Source organism: Rhizobium sp. WSM1274 (genome assembly GCF_025200775.1).
Classification (GTDB): domain Bacteria; phylum Pseudomonadota; class Alphaproteobacteria; order Rhizobiales; family Rhizobiaceae; genus Rhizobium; species Rhizobium leguminosarum_I.
Genome location: NZ_CP104138.1, coordinates 2920946 through 2945689, shown reverse-complemented (window position 1 = coordinate 2945689; position 24744 = coordinate 2920946). Strand labels below are relative to the sequence as shown.

The 24744-nt window shown below is 61.1% G+C and carries 23 protein-coding genes; 11 read left to right on the top strand and 12 right to left on the bottom strand.

Annotated features, from left to right (window positions below):
* The first annotated feature begins 110 nt into the window (after positions 1–110).
* The 3 genes from N2600_RS14860 to N2600_RS14850 all read left to right on the top strand — a co-directional run bounded on the left by N2600_RS14860 (position 111) and on the right by N2600_RS14850 (position 1776).
* A complete protein-coding gene (locus tag N2600_RS14860; protein WP_260296642.1) occupies positions 111–950 on the top strand; it encodes an aldose 1-epimerase family protein in 840 nt (279 codons plus the stop codon).
* Between the two features lie 71 nt (positions 951–1021).
* On the top strand, positions 1022–1360 hold the full coding sequence (locus N2600_RS14855) for a TIGR01244 family sulfur transferase (RefSeq protein WP_017961334.1): 339 nt from the start codon (positions 1022–1024) through the stop codon (positions 1358–1360).
* Positions 1361–1431: 71 nt separating this feature from the next.
* Positions 1432–1776, top strand: a complete 345-nt coding sequence (locus N2600_RS14850) for a RidA family protein (RefSeq protein WP_018446572.1) — start codon at positions 1432–1434, stop codon at positions 1774–1776.
* A 145-nt stretch (positions 1777–1921) separates the two neighbouring features.
* Here N2600_RS14850 and N2600_RS14845 read toward each other — a convergent pair whose 3' ends face one another.
* The 4 genes from N2600_RS14845 to N2600_RS14830 form a co-directional block, all read right to left on the bottom strand.
* Positions 1922–3580, bottom strand: a complete 1659-nt coding sequence (locus N2600_RS14845) for a thiamine pyrophosphate-binding protein (RefSeq protein ID WP_260296640.1) — start codon at positions 3578–3580, stop codon at positions 1922–1924.
* 13 nt (positions 3581–3593) lie between these two features.
* Positions 3594–4796, bottom strand: coding sequence for a CaiB/BaiF CoA transferase family protein (locus N2600_RS14840; protein ID WP_260296638.1), 1203 nt, complete (start codon positions 4794–4796; stop codon positions 3594–3596).
* 74 nt (positions 4797–4870) lie between these two features.
* Positions 4871–5827, bottom strand: a complete 957-nt coding sequence (locus N2600_RS14835) for a DMT family transporter (protein WP_017965131.1) — start codon at positions 5825–5827, stop codon at positions 4871–4873.
* Positions 5828–5860: 33 nt separating this feature from the next.
* Positions 5861–6790, bottom strand: a complete 930-nt coding sequence (locus N2600_RS14830) for an alpha/beta fold hydrolase (protein ID WP_260296637.1) — start codon at positions 6788–6790, stop codon at positions 5861–5863.
* 158 nt (positions 6791–6948) lie between these two features.
* On the opposite strand from N2600_RS14830, the gene N2600_RS14825 reads away from it, so the two are divergent.
* The 4 genes from N2600_RS14825 to metF all read left to right on the top strand — a co-directional run bounded on the left by N2600_RS14825 (position 6949) and on the right by metF (position 11581).
* Positions 6949–7689: a ribonuclease T2 family protein gene (locus N2600_RS14825; protein ID WP_260296635.1), complete on the top strand. Its 741-nt coding sequence runs from the start codon at positions 6949–6951 to the stop codon at positions 7687–7689.
* A gap of 98 nt (positions 7690–7787) precedes the next feature.
* Positions 7788–9437 carry an energy-dependent translational throttle protein EttA gene (ettA, locus tag N2600_RS14820; protein WP_162115944.1) on the top strand — a complete coding sequence of 550 codons (1650 nt, stop codon included), beginning with the start codon at positions 7788–7790 and terminating at the stop codon, positions 9435–9437.
* Positions 9438–9648: 211 nt separating this feature from the next.
* Positions 9649–10674 (top strand): ArsR/SmtB family transcription factor, encoded by a 1026-nt coding sequence (locus N2600_RS14815; RefSeq protein ID WP_018494816.1) that lies wholly within the window; start codon positions 9649–9651, stop codon positions 10672–10674.
* Position 10675: 1 nt separating this feature from the next.
* Complete coding sequence (metF, locus tag N2600_RS14810; RefSeq protein ID WP_017965126.1) at positions 10676–11581, top strand: methylenetetrahydrofolate reductase [NAD(P)H]; 906 nt, start codon at positions 10676–10678, stop codon at positions 11579–11581.
* A 480-nt stretch (positions 11582–12061) separates the two neighbouring features.
* Here the strand turns inward: metF and N2600_RS14805 are convergent, their stop codons facing one another.
* From N2600_RS14805 to N2600_RS14785, 5 genes are all read right to left on the bottom strand, one after another.
* Positions 12062–12967: a DMT family transporter gene (locus N2600_RS14805; protein ID WP_162115945.1), complete on the bottom strand. Its 906-nt coding sequence runs from the start codon at positions 12965–12967 to the stop codon at positions 12062–12064.
* 133 nt (positions 12968–13100) lie between these two features.
* Positions 13101–14318 (bottom strand): lytic murein transglycosylase, encoded by a 1218-nt coding sequence (locus tag N2600_RS14800; protein ID WP_222291620.1) that lies wholly within the window; start codon positions 14316–14318, stop codon positions 13101–13103.
* A gap of 81 nt (positions 14319–14399) precedes the next feature.
* A complete protein-coding gene (locus tag N2600_RS14795; protein WP_162115947.1) occupies positions 14400–15197 on the bottom strand; it encodes a glycoside hydrolase family 25 protein in 798 nt (265 codons plus the stop codon).
* A 127-nt stretch (positions 15198–15324) separates the two neighbouring features.
* A complete protein-coding gene (locus tag N2600_RS14790) occupies positions 15325–15999 on the bottom strand; it encodes a class I SAM-dependent methyltransferase (RefSeq protein WP_260296627.1) in 675 nt (224 codons plus the stop codon).
* Positions 15996–17240, bottom strand: coding sequence for a DUF3419 family protein (locus N2600_RS14785; RefSeq protein WP_017965121.1), 1245 nt, complete (start codon positions 17238–17240; stop codon positions 15996–15998). The genes N2600_RS14790 and N2600_RS14785 overlap by 4 nt, the downstream gene beginning before the upstream one ends.
* A gap of 240 nt (positions 17241–17480) precedes the next feature.
* On the opposite strand from N2600_RS14785, the gene N2600_RS14780 reads away from it, so the two are divergent.
* Positions 17481–18911: a serine hydrolase domain-containing protein gene (locus N2600_RS14780; RefSeq protein WP_260296626.1), complete on the top strand. Its 1431-nt coding sequence runs from the start codon at positions 17481–17483 to the stop codon at positions 18909–18911.
* 29 nt (positions 18912–18940) lie between these two features.
* Here the strand turns inward: N2600_RS14780 and N2600_RS14775 are convergent, their stop codons facing one another.
* The 3 genes from N2600_RS14775 to N2600_RS14765 all read right to left on the bottom strand — a co-directional run bounded on the left by N2600_RS14775 (position 18941) and on the right by N2600_RS14765 (position 21884).
* Positions 18941–19864, bottom strand: a complete 924-nt coding sequence (locus N2600_RS14775) for a lytic transglycosylase domain-containing protein (RefSeq protein WP_170254966.1) — start codon at positions 19862–19864, stop codon at positions 18941–18943.
* Positions 19865–19979: 115 nt separating this feature from the next.
* Positions 19980–20615: a LysE family translocator gene (locus N2600_RS14770; protein WP_017965118.1), complete on the bottom strand. Its 636-nt coding sequence runs from the start codon at positions 20613–20615 to the stop codon at positions 19980–19982.
* Between the two features lie 57 nt (positions 20616–20672).
* A complete protein-coding gene (locus N2600_RS14765) occupies positions 20673–21884 on the bottom strand; it encodes a pyrophosphate--fructose-6-phosphate 1-phosphotransferase (RefSeq protein ID WP_017965117.1) in 1212 nt (403 codons plus the stop codon).
* 410 nt (positions 21885–22294) lie between these two features.
* On the opposite strand from N2600_RS14765, the gene N2600_RS14760 reads away from it, so the two are divergent.
* The 3 genes from N2600_RS14760 to N2600_RS14750 all read left to right on the top strand — a co-directional run bounded on the left by N2600_RS14760 (position 22295) and on the right by N2600_RS14750 (position 24645).
* Positions 22295–23002, top strand: coding sequence for a J domain-containing protein (locus N2600_RS14760; RefSeq protein WP_222279949.1), 708 nt, complete (start codon positions 22295–22297; stop codon positions 23000–23002).
* Entirely contained in the window at positions 22999–23760 is a 762-nt protein-coding gene (locus N2600_RS14755) for an N-acetylmuramoyl-L-alanine amidase (protein WP_260296625.1), read from the top strand. Before N2600_RS14760 ends, N2600_RS14755 begins: the two co-directional genes overlap by 4 nt.
* A 261-nt stretch (positions 23761–24021) precedes the next feature.
* Positions 24022–24645: a lytic transglycosylase domain-containing protein gene (locus N2600_RS14750; protein WP_222279951.1), complete on the top strand. Its 624-nt coding sequence runs from the start codon at positions 24022–24024 to the stop codon at positions 24643–24645.
* Positions 24646–24744 lie beyond the last annotated feature (99 nt).

The window sequence follows — 24744 nt, the reverse complement described above, 5'->3', positions numbered from 1 at the left end:
CGGATTGGATTTTCGGAAAGCAGGATGCGTCGATTCAAAGTGTTAGCGTCATTTGTGCGTCCGAAAGGACGCACGGGCTCTAAAAGCGACAATTCCCCGAGGAGACTATGATGATCGAATTTGCCGCCGCAAGCGGGCCGCGCCTGATGCTGGACGAAACATCGGTGCTGGATATCGGCGGATGTATCGTCGACGGCGTCGACATCGCGCCGAAACGCGCCATTCCCGACGACGGTGATACGCGAATCGATCACTCGCTCGAGGGCTTTCTCTTCACCTGCGGGCCGGATCATGTCCGCCACCGCCAGCCGATCCCGGGCCGGGATGATGGCAAGGTCTACCCGCTGCACGGATCGGCCGCCGGCCATGCGGCAAAGGTGCTGTGGACGAAATTCGAGAATGGCAACGCCGAATGCCGCGCCGATATCGACATCACCACCATCGAAGGATTGCCGCAGCGCATCGAGCGGCTGTGGCGGATCGATGGGGCGACCGGCGAGGTGCGGCTCGAGGATCTGGTCGTCAATACGAGCGATCGGACGGTGCCGACGTTCCTGATGTATCACATGAACACTGGCGGTAAATGGCTGGACGAGGGCACACGGCTTGAAGGCCGGATGCTGGAGAATGGCGGTTTCCCCTGGGCATTCGGGGAGGAGCCGGGTGGCATCTTCTGCGTCGCGGCGCCGGCTGCGGAGGAGGGTTTTGCGGAGGTCCGCCTCGGACCGATCGCCGCAATCGGCGGTAGGACGCTGCGCGTGCGCTTCCGCGCCGACACGCTGCCGCATCTGCAGGTCTGGCGGAACCAGAAGGCGCCCGCCCATATCATCGGCATCGAGCCGGTTTCGCATCGCTGGATATCGCGCGACGAGCTTCAGGCAGCCGGCGAGTTCAACATGCTGGCGCCAGGCGAGAGCCGCAGCTATGCGCTAACCTTTGCTTTCCTATGAGCGAAGTGTTGTTGACGCTGGCAGACCTCCGTCGTAGACCTTCAACCCACGATTTTTGAGGAGACAAGACGATGGATATTCGCCAGATCGACGATGAATATTCGGTTTCAGGCCAGATCACGCTGGAGGAGCTCGACGAGATCAAGGCGCTGGGGTTCAAATCGATCGTCTGCCACCGTCCCGACCACGAAAGTCCCGACCAGACGTCGTTCTCCGTCATTGAGGCGCGCGCCAGGGAGCTCGGCCTCGAGATCGCCCATGTGCCGGTTGGACCGATGGGCGTGACCGAGGAAGCCGTACAGGGCATGGTCGATGCGCTCGATGAATTCCCGCGGCCGATGCTCGGCTATTGCCGCTCTGGCGCACGCTCGACGGCGATTTACCAGAAGACCCACCATATCCGTAATTGAGCCGGTTCCGGGGCCGATTTTGCGACGTTGAACCTCAGCGCCGCCACCTGCCATTCACTCAGGAGACTATAATGAGCATCAAGCGTATCGACGTCGGCTCGCGCATGAGCGGCGCCGTCATTCACGGCAACACGGTCTATCTCGCAGGTCAGGTCGGCGAGGGCGAAAGCGTCACCGATCAGTGCAAGTCCTCACTTGCCGAAGTAGACCGCCTGCTGGCTGCATCAGGCAGCAGCAAGTCGAAGATCCTGCAGACGATCATCTACCTGTCCGATATCGCCGATTTCGCCGAGATGAACGCCGTCTGGGAAGGCTGGATCGATCCGGCCAATCCGCCGGCCCGCGCCACCAGCGAAGCCAAGCTCGCTGCGCCGAAATACAAGGTCGAGTTCATCATTACGGCAGCACTCGACTAAAGCAACTCCAGGAAGTGCGAAGCGGTTTTCCGTCCGGAATTGCGCAAAAACAAAAGGTTAGAGCGGCTCTGCGCTTCTATGAAAAGCTGAACCGCTCTAAGTCGCACCATTTCGATTGCCTGAAGCCGGTGAGCGCTGCGCGTGCTCACCGGCTTTTTGTTTGCGCGATTTCGGAAAGCGTGCGTGTCGGCGTGATCGCTTCGGGATCGAGCTTGACCTCGATGATTGCCGGCTTGCCGCTGGCGCGTGCTCGCTCGAAGGCCGGGGCGAAATCCGCCGTGCTTTCCACCGTCTCGCCGTGGCCGCCATAGGCGCGGGCAAGGGCCGCGAAGTCGGGATTGGTCAGATCGGTGCTGCTGACGCGGCCGGGATACTCGCGCTCCTGATGCATGCGGATCGTGCCGTAGATGCCGTTGTTGACGACGATTGCGATGATCGGCAGCTCGTAGCGGATGGCGGTGGCGAATTCCTGGCCGTGCATCAGGAAGCAGCCGTCGCCGGCAAAGCAGATGACCTCACGCTCTGGAAACAGCCGCTTGGCTGCCACAGCCGCCGGCAGGCCGTAACCCATTGACCCGGAGGTGGGGGCGGCCTGAGTGTTGAAGCGGCGAAAACGATGGAAGCGGTGCACCCAGGTGGCGTAGTTGCCCGCACCATTGGTGAAGATCGCCTGCGGCCCGGTATTGGCCTCCAGCCATTCCATGATCGGCCCCATCTGGACAGCGCCTGGACCTGTCGAGGGTGGTTTCGACCAGGCGAGATAGGCCTGGTGCAGGCGCACGGTGCGCTCGGTCCAATGTGGTTTGGCCGGTGCTTCCAGATCGGCGAGCCCGGCGACAAAATCGGCAGGTGCGGCGCAAATGGCAAGATCCGGACGGTAGATGCGGCCGAGCTCGGAAGGGTCGGGATAGATATGCACCAGCGATTGCTGGGGGTAGGGGATATCGATCAGCGTATAGGACGAGGACGGCATTTCCGACATGCGGCTGCCAAGCAGGATCAGCAGGTCGCTCTCCTTGATCTCCTTTGCCAATGCCGGATTGATGCCGATGCCGACATCGCCGGCATAGCAGGGATGGAGATGATCGAACAGCATCTGCCGGCGGAAGGAGCAGCCGACAGGCAGATGGAAACGCTCGGCGAAGCTCTGAAAATCGGCGACCGCATCGGCATCCCAACGTGTGCCGCCAAGGATTACCATCGGACGCTCGGCCTTCAGCAATCTTACGTAGAAATCGTCGATCTGGCGGCGGCCGGGATGGGCCTCAACATTGGCATAATGCCTGGCGCGGGGTGCTTCGACCTCATCGCGCAGCATGTCCTCCGGCAGCGTCAGCACGACAGGGCCGGGCCGGCCGGACGTTGCGACCGCAAAGGCGCGGGTGACGAACTCGGGAATGCGGGCGGCATCGTCGATCTCGCCCACCCATTTGGCGAATTCGGTGAAGGCGCGGCGGAATTCGACCTCCTGGAAGGCCTCGCGCTCGCGTGCTTCCCGCTGCACCTGGCCGATGAACAGGATCATCGGGATCGAGTCCTGCCTTGATATATGCAGGCCGGCGGAGGCGTTGGTGGCGCCGGGGCCGCGGGTCACCATGCAGATGCCGGGTTCGCCGGTCAGCCTGCCCCAGCAATCCGCCATCATCGCCGCTCCGCCCTCCTGGCGGCAGACGAGGACGTCGATATCGCTGTCGCGCAACGCGTCGAGCACGGCGAGGAAGCTCTCGCCGGGCACGCAGGAGAGACGTTTGACACCGTTCGCCTTCAGCGCCTCGACGATCAGTTCCCCGCCCGTCTTCTTCATGACGATGCCTTCCTCATGACGATGCCTTTCTCTCGCGCTCGGCGAGTTCCGCCAGAATTTCTGCCTGGTGTTCGCCGAGACGCGGGCTCGGTCTGATATAATGCAGCGGCGTCTCCGACAGCACCACGGGCGTCCTGACACCGGGGATCAGGGTGCCGGCGGCATCCTCAAGGTCGATGCGCAGGCGGCGGGCCTGCACCTGCGGATGGGCGAACATTTCCTCGATCGTGTTGATTGCGCCTGATGGAACCGCATTCTCCTCGCAGGCCTTCAGCAGATCCGCCTTCTGCCATTTCAGCGTCTCGGTGGAGATGAGGCGGTGCACTTCGCCGCGATTGCCGACGCGGGCCTTGTTGGTGGCGAAACGCTCGTCACCGGCGATGGTCTCCAGGCCGAGGATGGTGCAGAGGCGGCGGAACTGGCCGTCATTTCCAACTGCGAGAATGAGATACCCGTCAGCCGTCGGCACGACCTCATAGGGCGAGATATTGGGATGGGCGTTGCCGAGGCGGGTCGGTGCCTCGCCGGAAACCAGGTAATTCATGTTCTGGTTGGCGAGCACGGCCGATTGCACATCGAGCAGGGCCATGTCGACCAACTGGCCTTCGCCTGACTTCAGGGCGTGGATCAGGGCGGCTTCGATCGCCGAGACGGCATAGATGCCGGTGAAGATATCGGCGATGGCAACACCTGCCTTCATTGGCTGGCCGTCTGGCTCACCGGTGATCGACATGAAGCCGGACATGCCCTGGACGATGTAGTCGTAGCCGGCGAAGCTGGCGTAAGGGCCGTTCTGGCCGAAGCCGGTGATCGAACAATAGACGAGCTTCGGGTTCAGCTTGCGCAGGCTGTCATAATCGAGCCCGTATTTGACGAGGCCGCCGACTTTGAAATTCTCGATCACCACATCGGCGGTGGAGACGAGGCGGCGGACGAGATCCTGGCCTTCGGCGCTCTTCAGGTCGGCGGTGACGGAGCGCTTGCCGCGATTGGCAGCGTGGTAATAGGCGGCCGAGAGGTTGTTGCCGTCGGCGCCCTCGACGAAAGGTGGCCCCCATTGGCGCGTATCGTCGCCGCCGTCTGGATTTTCGACCTTGATGACGTCGGCGCCGAGATCGGCGAGCATCTGTCCCGCCCAGGGGCCGGCGAGCACGCGGGCAAGCTCGATCACCCGAATGCCGGCAAGCGGCGGTTTTTTCGTCACGGTCTCCGTCATGTTCCTCCGGCAGGTTCAGAGCATAGTGCCGAAAAGTGTGAGCGGTTTTCGGAATTGTACTCTCATTCTTAGATTTACGGCGTCCACGTCGCCTCTGATGTATCGGATACCGGTTTCGATGCAAAGCGCCGCTCGCGCCAGAGGATATAGAAGCCTGACGCCATGATGATTATGATGCCGAGCCATTTGAGCGCGTTCGGGAAGTCGCCGAAGACCAGCCAAGCGAAGATCGTTGCCGAAACGATCTCGAAATATTGCAGCGGCGCCAGCGTTGAAGCCGGTGCTGCGCGATAAGCATAGACGCCAAGGATGCCCGATATCGCGGCCATGGCGCCGACGCCGGCGAGATAGAACCAGGCGCGGCCTTCCGGCATGACCGGATCGAAGATGTCGGAGCCGGTTCCCTGGCTGAGATAAAGCAGGATGATGCAGAAGAGCAGGCCCCAGATGCCCATCTGGAACTGCATCGACCAGGGATCTTCCCTATGCGAGAGCACGCGGGTCATCAGCACGAAGATCGCAATACAGAAGGCGCTGACGACAGGCAGAAGAGCGATGTAGCCGACCTCTTCGAAACTCGGCTGGATGATCAGCATCGCTCCGAAGAAGCCGACGCCGCAGGCCGTGTAACGCCGCCAACCGATCATCTCCTTCAGGAAGATACCGCCGAGGATCGTCAACATGATCGGTTCGACGAAGAAGATCGCTATTGCGTCAGCGACCGCCATGTATTTCAGCGTAGTGACAAAGGAGATCATCGAGATCGTGATGATCGCGCCGCGGATCGCGTGGAACAGGCTCTGGCGCCAGGAAAAATCGGCGAAGCTGCGCCGCCACACGACGATTGGCAGCATGCAGAGCGCTTGCACGGCGAAGCGGGCGGCGGTGATTTCGGCGGACGGGACGGTGACGATGGCAAGCTTGGCGAAGATATCGATGATCGGCGAGAACATCACCGAAATAAACATCAGCGCAAGCCCCATCGTCACGTCGGAGGCGGACGAAACAGGGCGGGCGGAGGTGCTGTTCATGATGAAATCTCTGTCACTCAGAATATTGGTCGCTCAGGATCCTGCGACGGCTCTGTCGCACCAGTCCGCGAAGGCTGCGATCGCCGCATCCGCGCCGATCTCATTCAGTGTTTCGTGACGCATGTCCTGATATATCTCAGTGCTGATACGGGAGAAGCCTTGTCCTTTCAAATGGTTTGACAGCCAGAGCAGGGCTTTTCCACGCTCCGTCGCAGGATCCTGCCCGCCTCCGACGAGATAGACGGGCATGTCCCGCGGCAGCCGGTCGAGGTGGGTTTTCTGCGGCGCGCGGAAGGTCAGTTCGAAGAGATCGAGCCAGAGAGAGACTGAGGCGTCGAAGCCGCAGAGCGGATCGGCGACATACTTGTCGACTTCATCGGGAAGACGCGACAGCCAGTCGAACTCGGTGCGGCGGCCGGGAATGGATTTGCCCCAGGTGCCGAAGGTAAGCTTCGGCAGCAGGCCGCTCGGCACGTCGGAGCCCTTCAGCATGCGCTCGGCAAGCAGGATCGCCTGGGCGGCGCGGCCGGCAAGGCCGACGGCGAAATTCGAATTCCAGATCGCGACGGCGTCGAAGTCGGCCGGAGCCGTGACGGTAGCGTTGAGGGTGATGAGGCCGCCCATCGAATGGCCGAAGAGGATCACAGGCAGGCCGGGATGGCGGGAGGCCGCATAACCGCGCATAGCGATGACGTCGCCGGCCACCTTTTCGACCCCACCCCGCCAGGCAAAGCGACCGATCGGCGCATCGGGTGCCGTCGTCTCGCCGTGGCCGCGATGATCGTGGACATAGACGTGATAGCCGCGCGCCGCCATCGCCTCGGCAAAGGAGCGGTATCGTTTCGAATGTTCGGCCAAACCGTGCGATATCAACAAGATGCCGCGTGCTGCAGCTTCGGCCTTGGCATGGTGATATGCCAGCGACGCCCCAGGCACGGCCAACCTTTGCGTTTCAGCAAACATATGGATCCTCCCGGCGGCAACAGACCAGATCGCTGGGTAATTGCAACATCGGCGCTTGATTATCCGACAATAAATTGCGGCCCTGTTGCGATTCAGGGTTGCGGCCTTTCGATCTTCGTGCTTATTTGTTCCTGTATTGTTCTTTTTTGGGGGTTGAAATGAGCAGCATGCAGTTGCGTACCTTGACGTTTGCCGTGTCGATGGTTGTTGCCGGCGCCGCCGTGGCGCAGGAGGCCGGCGGGCGCACCCGCTTCATTCTGGCGGCGAGCTGGCAGCCGGCCTTTTGCCAGACGAACCAGAAGAAGGCCGAATGCGCAAGCCAGACCGGCGAGCGCCCCGACGCGACGAACTTCTCGTTGCACGGGCTCTGGCCGATGCGGGAGGATTATTGCGGGGTGAGCGCCGAGCAGAAGACCGCCGACAAGGATGGCGACTGGAACAAGCTGCCGGAGGTCACGCTTGCGGCAGAGACGCAGGCGGCGCTGGCAAAGGCGATGCCCGGCACGGAATCCGGCCTGGAACGGCATGAATGGGTGAAGCATGGCACCTGCACGAAGATGAGCGCCGACGACTATTTCGGTGTCGGCGTGCATCTGGTGGGCGCACTGAACGCGTCGGCCGTGCGCGATCTCTTCGCTGCCAATATCGGCAAGCCGGTCAAGGCCGAAGCGATCAAGGCGGCTTTCGACAAGAGTTTTGGGCCGGGTGCCGGCGACCGCGTCAAGATGAGCTGCCGGCGGGCCGGCAATATCAGGATGATCAGCGAACTGACGATCGGGCTTTCGGAAGCCGCCGGAGCGGCATCGGCGAAAAGTGCCGGGCTTGCCGATCTGATCCAGGGTGCTGGAAAAACGTCGTTCGGCTGCGACGAGGGCGTCGTCGATGCTGCGGGCTTTTGACCGGAAATCCTGAGTAAACCGGGTTTCGGCGTTGCCCGGAGGCGCTGTTTCGCCTACATAGCGGCACAATCAAAGTTTCCCGCCCGGAGCAGCGCAGCATGGCACGTCAGTTCATCTATCATATGTCCGGCCTTAACAAGGCCTATGGCAACAAGAAGATCCTGGAGAATATCCACCTTTCGTTCTACCCGGATGCCAAGATCGGTATCCTTGGTCCGAACGGCGCGGGTAAATCCACCGTGCTGCGCATCATCGCAGGCCAAGACAAGGAGTATACCGGCGAAGCCTGGCTCGCCGAAGGTGCGACCGTCGGCTATCTGGAGCAGGAGCCGCATCTCGATGCAAACAAGACGGTGTTCGAGAACGTCATGGAAGGCGTTGCCTCGAAGACGGCTGTCCTCGATCGCTACAATGAATTGATGATGAACTATTCCGACGAGACGGCGGAAGAGGGCGCCAAGCTTCAGGACGTCATCGATAGCCAGAACCTCTGGGATCTGGAAAGCCAGGTCGAAATGGCGATGGAAGCGCTGCGCTGCCCGCCGCGCGACGCCGATGTCACCAGCCTTTCGGGTGGTGAGCGACGCCGTGTCGCGCTCTGCCGCCTGCTGCTTTCGCAGCCGGACCTGCTGCTGCTCGACGAACCGACCAATCACCTGGACGCCGAAACCATCGCCTGGCTCGAAAAACATCTACGCGACTATCCGGGCGCCGTGATGATGATTACCCACGATCGCTACTTCCTGGACAACGTCACCGGATGGATCCTCGAACTCGACCGCGGCCGTGGCATTCCTTACGAGGGCAACTATTCGGCCTACCTGCAGGCGAAAGCCAAGCGCATGCTGCAGGAAAGCCGCGAAGACGCATCGCGCCAGAAGGCGATCAGCCGCGAACAGGAATGGATCGCTTCCAGCCCGAAGGCCCGTCAGGCCAAGTCCAAGGCCCGTATCAAGTCCTACGAGCAGTTGGTGGATGCCGCCGAGAAGCAGCGTCCCGGCGACGCGCAGATCATCATCCCGGTCAGCGAGCGCCTCGGCCAGGTGGTCATCGAGATGGAGGGCGTCACCAAGGGCTTCGAGGGCCGCACGCTGATCAACGACCTGTCGATCAAGCTGCCGCCCGGCGGCATCGTCGGTATCATCGGCCCGAATGGCGCCGGCAAGACGACGCTATTCAGGATGATCACCGGCCAGGAAAAGCCGGATGGGGGTTCGATCCGCATCGGCGAAACCGTGCATCTCGGTTATGTCGACCAGAGCCGTGACACCCTTGCGGCCGACAAGACGGTCTGGGAGGAAATTTCCGGCGGCGCCGAAATCATCAAGCTCGGCAAGTTCGACATGAACTCCCGCGCCTATTGCGGCGCCTTCAACTTCAAGGGCGGCGATCAGCAGCAGAAGGTCGGCAATCTCTCCGGTGGTCAGCGCAACCGCGTTCACCTTGCCAAGATGCTGAAGGCCGGCGGCAACGTTCTGCTGCTCGACGAACCGACCAACGACCTCGATACGGAAACGCTGGGTGCCCTTGAAAACGCGCTGGAAAACTTCGCCGGCTGCGCCATCATCATCAGCCATGATCGCATGTTCCTCGACCGGCTGGCGACGCATATTCTGGCTTTCGAAGGCGACGGCCATGTCGAATGGTTCGAAGGCAACTTCGAGGATTATGAACAGGACAAGGTTCGTCGTCTCGGCCCCGACGCCCTCAACCCGGGCAGCCAGGCCCATAAGCGTCTGACACGCTGATTTCACCCATTTTTCGTTTGTGAGAGCCCCGGTTCTGAACTGACCCCGAAAGTTGGACATCCAACCTCGGGGTTCAGTTCATTCGCTGGGGCTTTTTCATGTCGGGCTCTGTCGCAATCTGAGCAGGCAATTTCGTGGAGAGAGCGAATTGCTGCTTGCCACTGCTTTTCAAATCACATAAAGATATCTTTATGTCTTGATTGGATTAGAGATGAGCGAACCGTTGAAGCTTGGACTGGATGCGCTGGTGGACGTCTTGAAGGCGGCCGGCGAGCCCACGCGCCTGCGTCTTCTGGCGCTTCTTGACGGCGGCGACCTGACGGTCACCGATCTTACCGAAATTCTCGGCCAGTCCCAGCCGCGCATCTCCCGCCATCTGAAGCTGCTCGGCGAAGCCGAACTGATCGAACGATATCAGGAGGGCGCTTGGGCCTATTTCCGTCTGAAGCAGGATGGCAAGGCGGCCATGCTGGTGCGGGCCCTGCTCAAGCATGTCTCCGAGAACGATCCGACCATCCTTCGCGATGGCGAGCGGCTGTCGCAAGTCAAGCGTCAGCGCGCCGAGCGGGCGCAGGCCTATTTCAGCCGCAACGCGGCCGAATGGGACGAGCTTCGCCGCCTGCATGCGGCTGATGAGGAGGTCGACGCTGCCGTCATCCGGCTGCTCGGTAACCAGCCGATCGATTCTTTGCTTGATCTCGGCACCGGCACCGGCCGCATCCTCGAGCTTCTGTCCGGCCTCTACCGCCGGGCGATCGGCGTCGATGCCAGCCGTGACATGCTGAGCGTGGCGCGCGCCAATCTCGACAAGTCCCGCATCACCAAGGCCACCGTGCGCCACGCCGATATCCTGAACCTGCCGTTCGAGGGACAGGATTTCGACCTGGTGACGATCCATCAGGTGCTGCATTTCTTCGATCAGCCGGAAATTGCGATCGCGGAAGCGGCGCGCATGCTCCGGCCGGGCGGTCGGCTCGTGGTCATCGACCTGGCGCCGCACACGCTCGAATATCTCCGCGACGAGCATGCGCATGTCCGTCTCGGCTTTTCGCACCAGGCGATGTCCGACTGGCTGCGCAAGGCCGGGCTCGACGTCGAGCAGGCCGTCGATCTTCATCCGGGTCAGCAAAGCGGGCAAGGCTTGACGGTCACCGTCTGGCTCGCGCGCGATCCGAGGCGCTTGATGGCTTCGCAGACGAGCGAGGGCGCTGAACCTACATTTGCCGGGAGGGTATGACATGGCTTTGAAAAACGAAGCACGCGGCCGCAACGACATTAGAGTCTCTTTCGAATTCTTCCCGCCTAAATCGGAGGAGATGGAAGGCCAGCTCTGGCACGCCGTCGGCCAGTTGCAGGACTGGGACCCGGATTTCGTGTCGGTGACCTATGGCGCCGGCGGCACCACCAAAGCGCCGACACTTTCCACCGTCACGCGGTTCCTGTCGCAGACGCCGCTTGCCACTGCTTCGCATCTCACTTGCGTCGGTGCGACGAAGGAAGAGACGCACCAGGTGGTCGACACCTTCCGCAAAGCCGGCGTGACGCATTTCGTGGCGCTGCGCGGCGATGCGCCAGGCGGCGCCGGCGCGCCCTACCAGCCGCATCCAGGCGGTTATGCCAATGCCGCGGAGCTGGTGGCCGGCCTCAAGGAAATTGGCGATTTCGAGATTTCGGTCTCCGCCTATCCGGAAAAACACCCGGAGAGCCGCGATACGGCGGCCGATATCGACATGCTGAAGCGCAAGGCCGACAATGGCGCCGACCGGGCGCTGACGCAATTCTTCTTCGACAACGACAATTTCGAGCGCTACCTGGAACGGGTGCGCGGCGCCGGCATCTCGATCCCCGTTGTGCCCGGCATCATGCCGATCCAGAACCTGACGCAGCTGAAACGCTTCGCCGGGGCCTGCGGCACAATCATCCCCGCCTTCCTCGACGAACGCTTTGCAGGATTCGACGACAAGCCCGAGGAGCGGGCGAAGGTCGCCGCCGAGGTCGCCGCCGAACAGATCGAGGATCTCGTCCGGCGTGGCATCCATGATTTCCATCTCTATACGATGAACCGTGCGCCGCTGGTTTCCGCCGTGCTCGACAATCTCGGCCTCTCCCGCCCGGCGGCAAAAAGTGCGGGCGCAGCCGCCTGATCTTTGCGCGTCTGAAAGACGCGCGGCGCTGTAAAAGTGAAAAGCGCATGTCGGGCGGGACATGCGCTTTTTCGTTGGCGGATTGATCAGCTATTCAGGAGTTCAGGCACTATCAGTCGTCACACCTTCGTCGGCCGGCTCAGATGAAGAGCATGGACAAGACAAAAGCAAACGCAGCACTGACCAACAGAACATTCAAGGATTGCGTGAGTCCCATGTCTGTCTCCTCGCGTTAACCGGCCGATAATATGTCTGAAATATGTCGGTTGGGAAGCAGATCTTATGCTGCGCTGCAGAACGGTTCGGTGGATAAGTCGAATGGTGCTCTTGCAAACCTTTGAAATAAATAGATAATTTTCAACAGTTTTTTGTTCACACAATTTAACATGCCGTTAAATCAGGCGATTGTGGATTTACCTATGCGCCTAAAACATGGCGGATCGGCAACCGGTTGAAAACATACGAAATTCGCAACCGGTATCAAACAGCTTTCGCCAGCAGGCGATAGGCGCGGCCATCGAGAATGATGAGGCCGAAACCGATCAGCGCCATGCCGGCCAATTCGCCAAGTGCGAGCCTTTCGCCGAGGAAAAGCACGCCGAGAAGAATGGCGCTCGGCGGCACCAGCAGCGTGACGAGCGAGGCGTTGGTGGCACCGGCGGTCGCCATGATCCGGAAATAGAGGATGTAGCCGAAGGCCGTCGACAGTAGCGCCAGCGCCAGGATGGCCAGGAGCGCATCCAGCGGCGGTGCGGCAAGCGCCCAGGGACGATCGGTCAGCAGCGACAGCGGCAGCGCAATCAGCGAGGAGGCGGTCAACTGGCCGGCTGCGGTGACAGGGGCAGGAACATCCTTGAAGCGTTTGCCGTAAGTGGCGGCGAAGCCATAGGAGATGGCGGCAAGCACGGGAAGAAGCAGTGCCCAGAGCGGGGCTTCACCGCCGGCCGACATGCCGGGTCCGATCAGCACGATCGTTCCGATCAGGCCAACGAGGCAGCCGGCGATCTTTGCCGGCGACAGCTTCTCGTCTGAGGTGAAGTAGTTGGCGATCAGCACGGTCCAGATCGGTGTCGTCGCATTCAGGATCGCCGCAAGACCGGCGCCGATGCGGGTCTGGCCGAAGAAGATCAGCGCGTGCGGCAGGGCATTGTTGATGAGCCCGAGGATCAGGAATTCGCGCCAGCGGGCCTTGAGGATCGCATAGAAGTCGAAACGGCCGGCGATATAGATATGCAGCGCCAGCGCCGCGAGCAGCAGCCTGAAGAAGACGAGGGTCAGCGGCGGCACATGCTGGACGGCGATGCGGGCAAAGAAGAAGGAGCCGCCCCAGATCAGGCCGAGCAGGACCAGCAGGCCCCAGGTCCAAGCATTCATCCTGCTGTCCACGTCGCTTCCTCCACCGTGAGCCGCTCGTCTTGCCGAAAGCCGGCACCGGATTTCGACTTGATCCTTTAGCGCAAGTAGCGGATCGCGCCACCCGTTTCTTGCGAAGCGGGCGGCGGTAAAAAGTCAGCGGAGATCAGAGAGCGTTGAGAAGGGCAGGCGTCGCCCAGCCATCGGCGGGCATGCCGAGGCGCTGCTGTTCCTTCTGGATCGCGACACGCGTGCCGGAGCCGAGGATGCCGTCGATCTCGCCGACATCATGGCCAAGCGACTGCAGCTTGGTCTGCAGCGCCTTCATCTGGTCGCTGGCGAGCCCCTGTTCCGGCACGCCCTTGAGATAGGGCTCGGCGCCCGAAAGACGCGTCCCGAAATAGGCAGCCGAGGTCGTGTAGATGAACGACTTGTTCCATTCGAGATAGATCTTGAAATTGGGATAGGCGATGAAGGCCGGCCCCATGCGGCCCTGCGGCAGAACGAGGTCGCCTTCGAGGTTGCCGAATGCGGTATTGCCGTCACGCGGCTTGACGCCGAGCGCGAACCACTCTCCCGCTTTCATCGTGCCGCCGAGGCCGGATTTTTCCCAGGGCAGATTATCGGGCAGAGTCACTTCCTGCAGCCAGGGTTGGCCGCGCTCGAAGCCGAGATGCTGGATGAATTTCGCCGCCGTCAGGATGGCGTCCGGGCTGCTTTGCTTCAGGCGGATATGACCGTCACCGTCGCCATCCATGCCATAGGCAACGATGTCGCGCGGCAGCATCTGCACCTGGCCGATCTCGCCGGCCCAAGCGCCGGTATTGGTGGCGGGGTCGAGGTCGCCGTGCTGAACCATCTCGACAAGGGCGATCAGTTGCGGGCGGAAGAGTTCCGGGCGGCGGCAGTCATGCGACAGCGTCACCAGGGCGTTGCGGGTGTTGAAATCGCCCTGGACGGCGCCGAAGTCGGTTTCCATCGCCCAGAAGGCGGTGATGACGCCCGGCGGGACGCCGAACTCCTGCTCGGCGCGAGCAAAGACGTCGGCAAATTGCTTCATCTTCTGGCGGCCGATGTCGAGGCGGGCCTGGCTGACGGTGCGCTGGGAGAATTCGAGGAAGGTCTGCTTGAAGACGCCCTGAGCGCGATCACGGCTCAGGACCTTGGGGTCGATCTCGGCGCCGGCGAAGGCCTCGTCGGCGGCTGCCGCACTTGCGCCGGCTGCGACCGCATCTTTCTTGACGCCGTCGAGGAAGGCTGACAGATCGTCGCCGCAGGGCGCTGCCGGGGCTGCGTCTGGCGCCTGCTGGGCGGCCGCGCCGCCTGCGAGGGCGAGGGCAAACAGAAGAGCGAGTGCAGAGCGGCTTGCGAGCGAGCGGTGCATGGATGCGGTCCTTATATCAAACAGATTGCCGTCGCTTTCACAGACGAATGTGACGGAAGCAAGAAACATCGCAAGACGTTACTAAGAATTTCTATCCTTGGAAACGGCCGCGACCCAATTGTTCCAGTTCTTTGCGCTGCCGGCGAAGACATTGATATCTGTGGGACCATTGATGCCGGGAATAACGCCGGTCGAGGTATATTGCCAGAAGGCCCAGCGGCGGTCGGAGTAGGTCACCTCGGGATGTTTTGCCACTGAACGGACCCAGAAATGATAATCCTGGAAGTAGCCGGCGAGATTGTCGCGATGGAAATCCACCGAGGTATAGATGATCGGGCGCTTGCCGTAATAGGCCTCCAGCCGATCCATGAAACGCTGCATTGCGGCACGCACCGTTTCAGCGTCGGGGCGGTAGCGACAAGTCTTCGATTCGGCGTTCCATTCGACGTCAAGCACCGGCGGCAGGCGCATGGCCTCCTTCGGCACATTGCGGATGAACCAGTCGGCCTGCTCGTCGGCGGAGGAGCAGAAATAATAGAAATGATAGGGAGCGTGCGGGATGCCGGCGGCGCGGGCCTCGCGCCAGTATTCGTCGAAGCGCGGATCGACCCTGTCCTTGCCTTCCGTCGCCTTGATGAAGGCAAAGGCCACTCCGGAATTCTTCACCGTGCCCCAGTCGATATCGCCCTGCCATTTGGAGATGTCGATGCCGTGGATCGCGTTCTCCTGCGGATGCTTCGCCCCGAAATCCTGCGGATCGGTATCCTTGAAGCGTGTCTTCGGTTTGATCGACGCCGTTTCGAGATAGTCATGACCGGAAGAGCTGCAGCCGGCCAGCAGGATGGCCAGGGGCAAAACGCAAAACAAAAACCGGCGCATGGGCGTCCTGTCGTAACTCGAATGATCTCTTTGCCCCACAGCCTGACCTTCGAAGATGACGAGCCCAGCAGAGGAATAATCCTCTTTTCACCATATCAACGTAAAAAATCGGTTAGTTTCAAGCGAATTATAAGCGCTTGCTGATAATGGCAGCCCGCCAGGCATAACCGCCGGCGACGGTATCGAACAACAATATCGCGTTGTTTTCATGGGCTTGCGCTTCCAGAACCTCACGCAGATCGGCGCGCGGGGTGACGTGGAATTTCGCAAGCCAGGACTGCAGCATGCGCTGGAACCAGCCCGGCAAACCTTCTTGCTGGCCGAAATCGACGATGTGCAGCTGGCCGCCGGGATTGAGTGCGGCGATCGATGCATCGACGGCGCGCTCCCAGTCCGGGATCATCGACAGGGCATAGGAAATCAGGATGCGGTCGAAGCCGCTGACGCCGAATTCGCGCGGTGTGAACGCCGTGGCATCGGCGACGCGGAATTCCGGGATGGTCGCCTTGGTGGCGAAGGTCCTGCGCGCCGAAATCAGCATTTCCTGGGAAATGTCGAGGCCGAACAGTTTGGCGGTCGGGAAATGCCTGTGGGCGAAGGCCATGTTGCGCCCGGTGCCGCAGCCGACTTCAAGCAGAGTGCCGCCTTCGGGCACGTCGAGATGGCGGATCGTGCTGTCGCGGCCGAGAAGGTAATATTTGCGGGTCAGGTCGTAGATATGCCGCTGGTAGCGGTACATGCCATCCATCAGGCTGGCATGTTCATTGCTCTTTCCCGCCGCCTCAGTGCCGACCTTGCTCACGCCTTCTTCCCGTAAATGTGGAAGCCGCCGTAGATTGCCGAACGATCGAGCGCGGTCAGTTCACGCGACTTCTCCTCGAAGTAATCCCACTGGTCGCGGATCACAGGCGCCAGGCGGCCTTCGATAATGCTTTTTTCTGCGGCGGTGCGGAAGATCACACGGGCGCCTTCGCGCGCCGTGCGGGTGATTTCAGTCCAGACGTCGTTCAGTTGCTCGTCGGTCATCCAGTCCTGTGCGTCGAGCAGGATGTAGCGGTCGCGCGAGGCGGCCGGCTCGCGAGCGAGAAGCTCGGTAAAGCTTGCGTGGTGGACGTTGACGCGGTCGACGTTGGCACGGATCACCTCATAGTGTTCCGACTTCAGATAGGTCGGCAGCGGGCCTTCCGCTTCGGTGCCGTAGCGGCGGCCGAAGGCCTGCCAGGCGAAATAGTTGTCGCTCATCGGGAAATGACAGGCGAGCTTTTCCAGGCGGTGCTTCAACACCGGCGCGATCGAATGATCGGCCGCAAGGCTTGCGAGCTCGTCATATTGCTGCGGCGGAATGCCGAGGCCGAAGAGCGAGCTCTTGCGACCGGTGATCCAGCGCACGACCGGCTTTTCGAAGAGCGGCGCGATCTGCTCGTCGAAGAACTGGCGCTGCTCGCGGATCGAGCGGGTCTTGGTCATCTCGCGCAGCTTGACGCCATGCAGGCGGGCAAGAAGATGGGCCGCGCCGATGAAGCGGCCGAGCAGACCGGTTTCGTAGATGTTGCGGTCGAAGACGGTGACACGGCGGCGGCCGAATTTGCGGCCGTTCCAGTAGCTGCGGGTCGCCTCATCGAGGCGGGCGGCGAGATGCTGGTCGTAGGCGCGACTGTTCGACTTCTCGTTCGGCATCGCCAGGAAGCGGACGAGATCGGCATGGCCGGGAAGGTGTTTGAAGGCGGCAAGCTTCAGGCGGTTCAGGGCGATGTGATGCGGGTTGAGATCGACGACGTCGATTGAGGCCGGCGCCTTGGAGAGATAGGCGAGCATGTTGCAGCCGCCAGAACCGATGGTGACGATGCGATGGTTGGGCTTCAGCTCCATCGCCTGCATGTCGAGATCCGGATCCTCCCAGATCTGCGGATAGACGAGGCCGGAAAAGAGAAGGCCGAAGAGACGCTCGGAAAAGCCATCCTTCGAAAAAGCCTTGTGGCGGAGAAGGGCGTCCTTGAGTTTCCGGTTCTTGCGGAAGCCGGCATCCGGTGCAAATTCTGACATGAGTCTGTCACCTTTTTAGCGTTCAGGGCGTGTAACGCGCCTCTGCTACAGTTTGATGACGCGGGCTGTGGGGCACCGTTCTTCGGAGACTTCGACCTCCTTGGGAGAGCGATCGTTTGCTCTCGCGAAAAGCGATTGCCCGCACTCCTGGGAAAATGATCGCAATGACGAGCCTTCTTCGTTCCGGCCCCCTTTCCGGCGCGTGCGATTCCTGCTTCTCTCCCGGCAGGGAGGAATGCCATGCGATTTGTCCTGCGTATCCTGAAGGCGCTCGCTCTCCTTCTCGTTCTCGTCGTCATCGCTGCTGCCGCCTGGCTCTTCATCCGGCCGCCGGAATTGCTGCGCGTCGGCGACGGTTATGCCGCCAAGATCGTCTGTTCCAACGTCTTCATTGCTGGCCGAGAGGCTGAGGATGTGCTCCATGACGATGTCCAGGCGCCCGGAAATCCGTTGCTGCGGCTGGTGCGCGTCAGCGTCGACCGCGACAACGACCGTGTGACGGCGCGCTTCATGGGGCTGTTTGCGCCGAGTTATGCGCTCTATCGCGGCGCTTTCGGCTGCACGAGCGTGCCGGACGGCAATTTCGAGGCGGCGGCGAATGCGGTGCCCTTCGATCCGCCGGCCAAGGTGCAGGCGAACGATGCATTATGGCCGGAGGGTGAGGGCACCGGCGATCAGCAGGACGGAAAGATCGCCGCGCTGCTTGCCGATACCGGAGTTGCCGGCCCGGCAATGCGGGCGATCGTGGTGGTGCGCGATGGCCGCATCGTCACTGAGGCCTATGGCCCCGGCTTCTCGGCGAAGACGCCGCTGATCGGCTGGTCGATGACGAAGACGGTGAATGCGACGATCCTCGGCCGGCTGATGCTCGGGGGCAAGATCTCCTTCGACGATGATAAGCTGCTGGCGCAGTGGAAGAACGATGCGCGCGCCAGGATCAAGGTTTCCGACCTGCTTGGCATGGAGAGCGGCCTTGCCTTCAATGAGGACTATGGCGACGTCGCCGATGTGACGCGCATGCTCTACCTCAATCCCGACATGGTATCGCTGCCGGCCAATGCGCCGATGGAGGCCGCACCCGGCCAACGCTTCCGCTATTCGAGTGGCACGGCCGTGCTGCTGTCGCGCATCTGGATGGACAGGGTCGGCAATACTCAGGCGGCCTTTTCTTATCCGCACGATGCGTTGTTTTCGCCGCTCGGCATGACGAGCGCCGTGTTCGAGCTCGATGCGCGCGGCACCTTTGCCGGAAGCTCCTATCTCTATGCGACGGCGCATGACTGGGCGCGCTTCGGGCAGTTCCTGCTCCAGGACGGCGTCTGGAATGGCCAGCGGCTGTTGCCGGAGGGTTTCGTCGGCGCCATGCGCACTCCGACGGCGGCTTCGAACGGGCGGTATACGCAAGGTCAGGCCTGGCTGGCTGGCCCCGGCGACAACTCGAGCGCTGAGGCCGGGCTGCCGGAGGATACGTTCTGGCTGACGGGACATGACGGGCAGAGCATGGCGATCGTCCCCTCCGCCAATCTGGTGGTCGTCAGACTTGGCCTGACGCCGAGCCGGCTCAACTATCAGCCGCAGGTGCTGCTGAAGGCGATCCTGGCGGCCCTGCCGCAATCGGGGGCGCCGCAGCAGCAGGCCGGATCGCAACGACAAGCTCAGCCACTGCCATAGGCAAGGGCTTCAGCCGTTATCTCCAGATTTCAATAATTTCCTTGGGCGATGTCGGTCATGCCCTTGCGCTTGGCGTCGTAATAATAGCCGCGCGCATACAGGCGGACGGCATCGTCTTCCTTATTGTCGGAGACGAGCCAGGCGCCGCGCAGATATTTCGCGGCATATTTGATGTTGGTCTCGGCATCAAAGAGGCCACCCGGGGCACCGTCATAACCCATGGACTTGGCGGTGTTGTACTTGATCTGCATGAGGCCGAAATAGCCGCGCTTGTTGTAGGCCTTTGGATTATAGCGGCTCTCGCGATGGACGATGCGGTGGAGCAGCGTCTCGGGAATTTCGTAGAGCTTCGAATATTTGGCGATGAGCTTGGTGACGAAGCTCTTCTCGACCGTCGGCGCATCGTCTTTGTCGTCATCGCTGAACATCGGTGGCGCCGTCGGCGGATCGATCGGCCCGGATTCGTCGAAACCGTAGTCCATGCTGGCGCGCGGCGTGGTGTCGACTGCGGCCAGTGCTGCAAGCGCGCTGTTCTGCGGTGTGGCGGCAAAGGCAAGCTGCGTCGTCGGCTGTGCCGGCGTTCCCGGACGCGGCGTCGGCACGACGGACTGGATCGCCGTCATCTCGGGCGTCAGCGGGATCTGCGCATAGGCTGCCGGCTGCATTGTAAGATCGCCAGGCTGAGAAGCTGTCACGGCCGGCATCGCCGTTGCGGTCAGGGAGGAGGATGATGCCTGGGGAATGGTGGCGTCGGCCACGGCTGCACCTTCGGCTGTCGGGATCGCGGCGAGTGTTGCATCTTCGCCGGGTTTCGGCATCGGCACGACGGTCTGGACAGCGGTCAGTTCGGCCTGGGACGTGTATTCGACGCTCGCACATCCCGTTATCATGCCGCAGAGTATCGTGGAAACGACAAGACTGCGTTTCAGGCCGCATAATCCGATCGCTACCATTCCGCCACTTTCGTGAAATCGCGCCGCCCCGGCAGCGTATAAAAGTTACTAAAAACCTTAAGCCCTGGTGACCCCATTAACCTATTCGTGACATTCCGGCAACCACGGAATATTTCTAGGCTGCAATACGGCGATACCCGGCCGTTACGGCACCTGCAGCGATCAGCAGAGTGCCTCCGGTGCGGTTTACGGCGCGCTGGATGCTCGCCTTGCGAATCAATCCGCGCGCGGTATGGGCGAGAAAAGCGTAGGTGGAGGCGTTGAGGATCGCCAGTACAAGGAAGGTCGCTTCCATGATCGCCATCTGCCCGACAAAGGGCAGGGCCGGATTGAGGAACTGCGGCACGAAAGCGACGAAGAAGATGATGCTCTTCGGATTGAGGGCGGTGACGACATAGGCGTGGAGGAAGATCTTGAGCGACTTCTCCTCCGGCAGATTGTCGTTGTCGGCAACCGGTTCGCCGATGATGGGAGCCCGCCAGAGCTTGATTCCCAGCCAGATCAGGTAGGCGCCGCCGATCCACTTCAAGACGGTGAAGAGGGTCGCGGAGGCGGCCAGAACGGCGCCGAGACCGAAGAGAGAAGCCGTCATCGCCGTGAAGTCACCAAGCGCCACGCCGCTCACCGTCGCAAACGCCGTCCTGCGTCCATGACCGAGCGCATAGGAAACGACGAGCAGTATCGTCGGTCCCGGTATGGCCAGCATGATGGCGGATGCAGCCGCAAAAGCGAGCCAAGCTTCAAGTGACATGGTGTCTCCTCCTATTCCTCAGGAATAAGCAAAGACATCATATTAACCATCCGTCAATCACGCTTCTTTGTATTTCTGGCCTATATTGTCCATGACTTCGGCAAACCATCCCGTCGAAAGATCAAAAGTCTTGCCGCCCTTGATGCGCGGGAATTCTATAGTGCGCAATTTACCGTTCTGGCCTTCGTCGTGCCCGGTGACGCCGGAGATTTTATTGAGAGCGCTTTCGACGGCGAGATCGACCATGCTCTGGATCAGCCTGAGGTCGTCGCCGTTGGCAGGCGCGGAGCGAGCGAAATAGCCCGATTTCTGCACGAGGGAACGCTCGGCGTTCAAGAGATTGGCGAACTGCTTCTGGAACCAGGCGCCGACATTGATCGTGTCGATCTTCACATGGCCAAAGGCGTCGCGCTTGACGGTCTCGCCGGCGGCTTCGCGCTCGGCGACGATGGCGTCGAGGCAGGCGCCTTCCGAGACGAAGACGGTAGCGTGGCCGTTGCGGTCCATGCTCTCCTTCAGACGGGCGGCCTCAGCGTCGAGGTCGAAGGCCATCTCAGGAAGGTAGACGGCGTCGATGCTCTTCAGATGTGCGTTCATCATCAGGCCATCGACATACTGGTTGCCGCTGGTGCGCTGGAGATAGGCGCGAGCGGTGGCGGCCGTCAGCCAGCCAGAATGGCGGCCCATCACCTCGTGGATGACGAGAGTGCGCGGCGCGGCCGTCTGCTCGTTGCCGACATTGTCGAAGAAATGCGCGCCAACTTCGGCGGCCGTCCAGGCGCCGAGCGACTGGCGGATCGGTACGATGTCATTGTCGACAGTCTTCGGCAGGCCGACGACGGTCAGATCGTAGCCGTTGGCGGCGAGGTAGGCCGCAAGGTCGGCGGCCGTGGTGTTCGTGTCGTCGCCGCCGATCGTGTGGAGAATGGTGATGCCGTCATTGGCAAGGCGTTCGGCGGCGACCCGCAGCGGGTTCTCGCCTTCCTTGACCAGACCGCGCTTGACGCAGTCGGCGGCATTGGTGAGCTTGACTCGGCTATTGCCGATCGGCGAGCCGCCATAGCGGTGCAGCAGCGGCGCCTTTTCGCGCATCTCGCGGGTGATCTCGAGGCTGTCGCCGATGAGCACACCCTGGTAGCCCGACTTGTAGGCGACGATATCGAGATCGGGCGCGACGTCGCTGTAGCGTTCGATGAGGCCGCCGACAGCGGAAGAGAGACAAGGCGCCAGGCCTCCGGCGGTCAGCATTGCGACTTTCTGCTTGGCCATGATCCCTCCTATGGCGTTTTTGGTGCGGCGGCGTTACCTAGCGCATGGATGCGGCAGGGAAAGGGGCCTGTAAAGTAAAGAATTTACGAAAAGCGCGCCTTTCTGCCGCGTTGGACTGCAAAGGCGACTGGAAGTACGATATAATCGTTTCAAGCCCGATCTGCTTGCCGAGAACTGTTGTGGAAATTTCCGTCGCGCGCACCGGAGTCCACGTGCCGGGCGATGCCGGCGACTGCCGGCCAGGCGCCTTATACGAGATGAAGCGGGCGCGATGAAACGTTTGCTGCGGTGCGACAATTACCAAATCGTGAAAACTGTGTTCGGCCCTACGACCAATAGTCGCCTTGCAAAGGCTGCGATTCTTTGGTCAAGCTGTTTGCCTATAAGTTGACAAGTGTGTGAGATTTTCGATGTCCTTCTGGGAAAAACTGTTGAATGCCATTGGCAATACTGCAGGCAATGCGCTGTCTGCGGTGGTCGAGGCTATCCGCACGGTTTTCGAAGGCGATCCCGAGACCCGGCGTAAGGTGGCTTTCTCCGTGGCGATCATCGCGCTGTCGGCCAAGATGGCCAAGGCCGACGGCATCGTCAGCGAGAAGGAGGTCGAAGCCTTTCGCGAAATCTTCGAATTCCCGCAGGATCAGGCAAAGAACGTCGCCAGGCTTTATAACCTCGCGCGCCAAGACGTTGCCGGCTACGAAGCCTATGCCGAACGACTCTCCACGCTGTGCGTCACCTGTGCGGCCAATTGCACGGTGCTGGAAGACGTGCTCGACGGCCTCTTCCACATCGCCAAGGCCGACGGGCTGATCCACGAGAAGGAACTGAATTTTCTGCGCCATATCGGTGAGATCTTCCAGATGAGCGAGACCCGCTTCGAGCAGATTGCCGCCCGCCACGTCTCGTCCGGCGGCGATCCCTACAAGGTGCTCGGCGTCTCGCCTTCGGATGATTTCCCGTCCATCCGCCGCCGTTACTACGGCCTCGTCAGCGAACATCATCCCGATCGGCTGATCTCGCGTGGCGTGCCGAAGGAATTCCATGTGATCGCCAATGAGCGCATGGCGGCGCTGAACGCGGCCTATGAGGCGATCGAGAAGGAACGCCGCGCCGCATGACCTCTTTCGAGGCCGACTGCAGAAGCGCCCGCGTGCAGCCTTCGCCGAACCATGGCGAACGGGCGGATGGGCGCCGTCCCGACATGATCCTGCTGCACTATACCGGCATGCCGACGGCAGATGGTGCGCTCGACTGGCTCTGTCGCGCCGAGAGCCAGGTTTCCAGCCATTATTTCGTGCATGAGAACGGCGAGGTGGTGCAGCTCGTGCCGGAAATGCAACGTGCCTGGCATGCGGGAAAAAGCAGTTGGCACGGCGAGACCGATATCAATTCGCTGTCGATCGGCATCGAGATCGCCAATGCCGGCCATCCCGGCGGGCTCCCTGATTATCCGAAAGAGCAGATCGCCGCGGTGGTCGAATTGTGTCGCGACTGTGTCAAACGTTGGTCGATCGTGCCGGAACGGGTGCTCGGGCATTCCGATGTCGCCCCGATCCGCAAGGTCGATCCGGGTGAGAAATTCCCCTGGGCCGAGCTCCACCGGGCAGGCATCGGCCACTGGGTCGAGCCGGCAACGATCACCGGTGGGCGCTTCTTCCAGCGCGGCGATACCGGCCAACCTGTGGAAGCGCTGCAATCGATGCTGTCTCTTTATGGTTACAGCACTGAAATCACGGGTGAATTCTCCGAAAAAACGGCAGGCGACGTGGAAGCTTTCCAGCGCCATTTCCGGCCCGAACGGGTGGATGGCATTGCCGATTTCTCGACGATCGACACGCTGCACCGGTTGCTGTCGGCGTTGCCGCATTATTCCTGACCGGAAGAGCCGGATATCAGGACGGTTTTTTGGCGACCGGCGAGAAAACCGCCTCGCCACATCATTTCCCTATTATCTCCGCATTACGATGGTCTAAGAACGCCGCTAAGCGGTGCCGGGGGTTGTTTTCAAGTTAAACCACGGGCGCTATATGAAACGATAAGAATTACCGCGAATCCAGATCCATCCTTGATCTGGTATTCATTATGACAGCGAGGCGCGCCGTCCGGAAATTCTTTGGGTCGGAGTGTTCAAGACTACATGAGAAAACTGATTGTTGTTGCTGCAACATGCGTTGGCATGGTGCTGGCGGGAAATAGCTTTGCCTTTGCGAATGGTTGGGGTGTGCGAGCCGATGCGCCGGTGAAGAAAGTCGAGCGTCCTTCGAAGAAGACAGAGCGTCCGTTGAAAAAAGCGGAGCGTTCGGTCAAGCCCGCGAAGCGTCCGCTCAAGACGGCGGAACGCCCGCTGAAGACGGTCGAGCGCCAGAGCGGCTATCCCGTCGCCGATGTTTCCGGCAATTTCTATTCCGCACTGATCAGCAAATATGCGAACCAATATAATGTACCGGTTGCGCTTGCGACCGCGGTCATCCGCATCGAAAGCAATTTCAATCCGAATGCGCGCGGCAGCCACGGTGAGATCGGCCTCATGCAGATAAAGCCTGCCACTGCCCGCATGATGGGCTATTCTGGCAGCGCCAAGGGCTTGTTCGACCCGGAAACCAACATCAAGTATGGCATGAAATATCTGGCTGCCGCCCATGATCTCGGTGGTGGCGAGACCTGCAACACCATCCTAAAATACAATGCCGGTCATGCCGCCACGCGCATGAACCCGGTGTCGAAGACCTATTGCGGCAAGGTCCTAGCGATGCTCGACTGAGCATAGCCAGTCGCGTCGGGACGAAATTCCCTTGCGGCATTTTTACGGATATGAATCAGCACGCTTGCCGTGATATCCCGCCTTGAAACGAGGTGGGAT

Excerpts from the sequence above, each read along its gene's own strand:
- N2600_RS14860 (WP_260296642.1), top strand. The coding sequence starts at position 111 with ATGATCGAATTTGCCGCCGCAAGCGGGCCGCGCCTGATGCTGGACGAA.
- N2600_RS14855 (WP_017961334.1), top strand. The coding sequence starts at position 1,022 with ATGGATATTCGCCAGATCGACGATGAATATTCGGTTTCAGGCCAGATC.
- N2600_RS14850 (WP_018446572.1), top strand. The coding sequence starts at position 1,432 with ATGAGCATCAAGCGTATCGACGTCGGCTCGCGCATGAGCGGCGCCGTC.
- N2600_RS14845 (WP_260296640.1), bottom strand. The coding sequence starts at position 3,580 with ATGAAGAAGACGGGCGGGGAACTGATCGTCGAGGCGCTGAAGGCGAAC.
- N2600_RS14840 (WP_260296638.1), bottom strand. The coding sequence starts at position 4,796 with ATGACGGAGACCGTGACGAAAAAACCGCCGCTTGCCGGCATTCGGGTG.
- N2600_RS14835 (WP_017965131.1), bottom strand. The coding sequence starts at position 5,827 with ATGAACAGCACCTCCGCCCGCCCTGTTTCGTCCGCCTCCGACGTGACG.
- N2600_RS14830 (WP_260296637.1), bottom strand. The coding sequence starts at position 6,790 with ATGTTTGCTGAAACGCAAAGGTTGGCCGTGCCTGGGGCGTCGCTGGCA.
- N2600_RS14825 (WP_260296635.1), top strand. The coding sequence starts at position 6,949 with ATGAGCAGCATGCAGTTGCGTACCTTGACGTTTGCCGTGTCGATGGTT.
- ettA (WP_162115944.1), top strand. The coding sequence starts at position 7,788 with ATGGCACGTCAGTTCATCTATCATATGTCCGGCCTTAACAAGGCCTAT.
- N2600_RS14815 (WP_018494816.1), top strand. The coding sequence starts at position 9,649 with ATGAGCGAACCGTTGAAGCTTGGACTGGATGCGCTGGTGGACGTCTTG.
- metF (WP_017965126.1), top strand. The coding sequence starts at position 10,676 with ATGGCTTTGAAAAACGAAGCACGCGGCCGCAACGACATTAGAGTCTCT.
- N2600_RS14800 (WP_222291620.1), bottom strand. The coding sequence starts at position 14,318 with ATGCACCGCTCGCTCGCAAGCCGCTCTGCACTCGCTCTTCTGTTTGCC.
- N2600_RS14795 (WP_162115947.1), bottom strand. The coding sequence starts at position 15,197 with ATGCGCCGGTTTTTGTTTTGCGTTTTGCCCCTGGCCATCCTGCTGGCC.
- N2600_RS14785 (WP_017965121.1), bottom strand. The coding sequence starts at position 17,240 with ATGTCAGAATTTGCACCGGATGCCGGCTTCCGCAAGAACCGGAAACTC.
- N2600_RS14780 (WP_260296626.1), top strand. The coding sequence starts at position 17,481 with ATGCGATTTGTCCTGCGTATCCTGAAGGCGCTCGCTCTCCTTCTCGTT.
- N2600_RS14775 (WP_170254966.1), bottom strand. The coding sequence starts at position 19,864 with ATGGTAGCGATCGGATTATGCGGCCTGAAACGCAGTCTTGTCGTTTCC.
- N2600_RS14770 (WP_017965118.1), bottom strand. The coding sequence starts at position 20,615 with ATGTCACTTGAAGCTTGGCTCGCTTTTGCGGCTGCATCCGCCATCATG.
- N2600_RS14765 (WP_017965117.1), bottom strand. The coding sequence starts at position 21,884 with ATGGCCAAGCAGAAAGTCGCAATGCTGACCGCCGGAGGCCTGGCGCCT.
- N2600_RS14760 (WP_222279949.1), top strand. The coding sequence starts at position 22,295 with ATGTCCTTCTGGGAAAAACTGTTGAATGCCATTGGCAATACTGCAGGC.
- N2600_RS14755 (WP_260296625.1), top strand. The coding sequence starts at position 22,999 with ATGACCTCTTTCGAGGCCGACTGCAGAAGCGCCCGCGTGCAGCCTTCG.
- N2600_RS14750 (WP_222279951.1), top strand. The coding sequence starts at position 24,022 with ATGAGAAAACTGATTGTTGTTGCTGCAACATGCGTTGGCATGGTGCTG.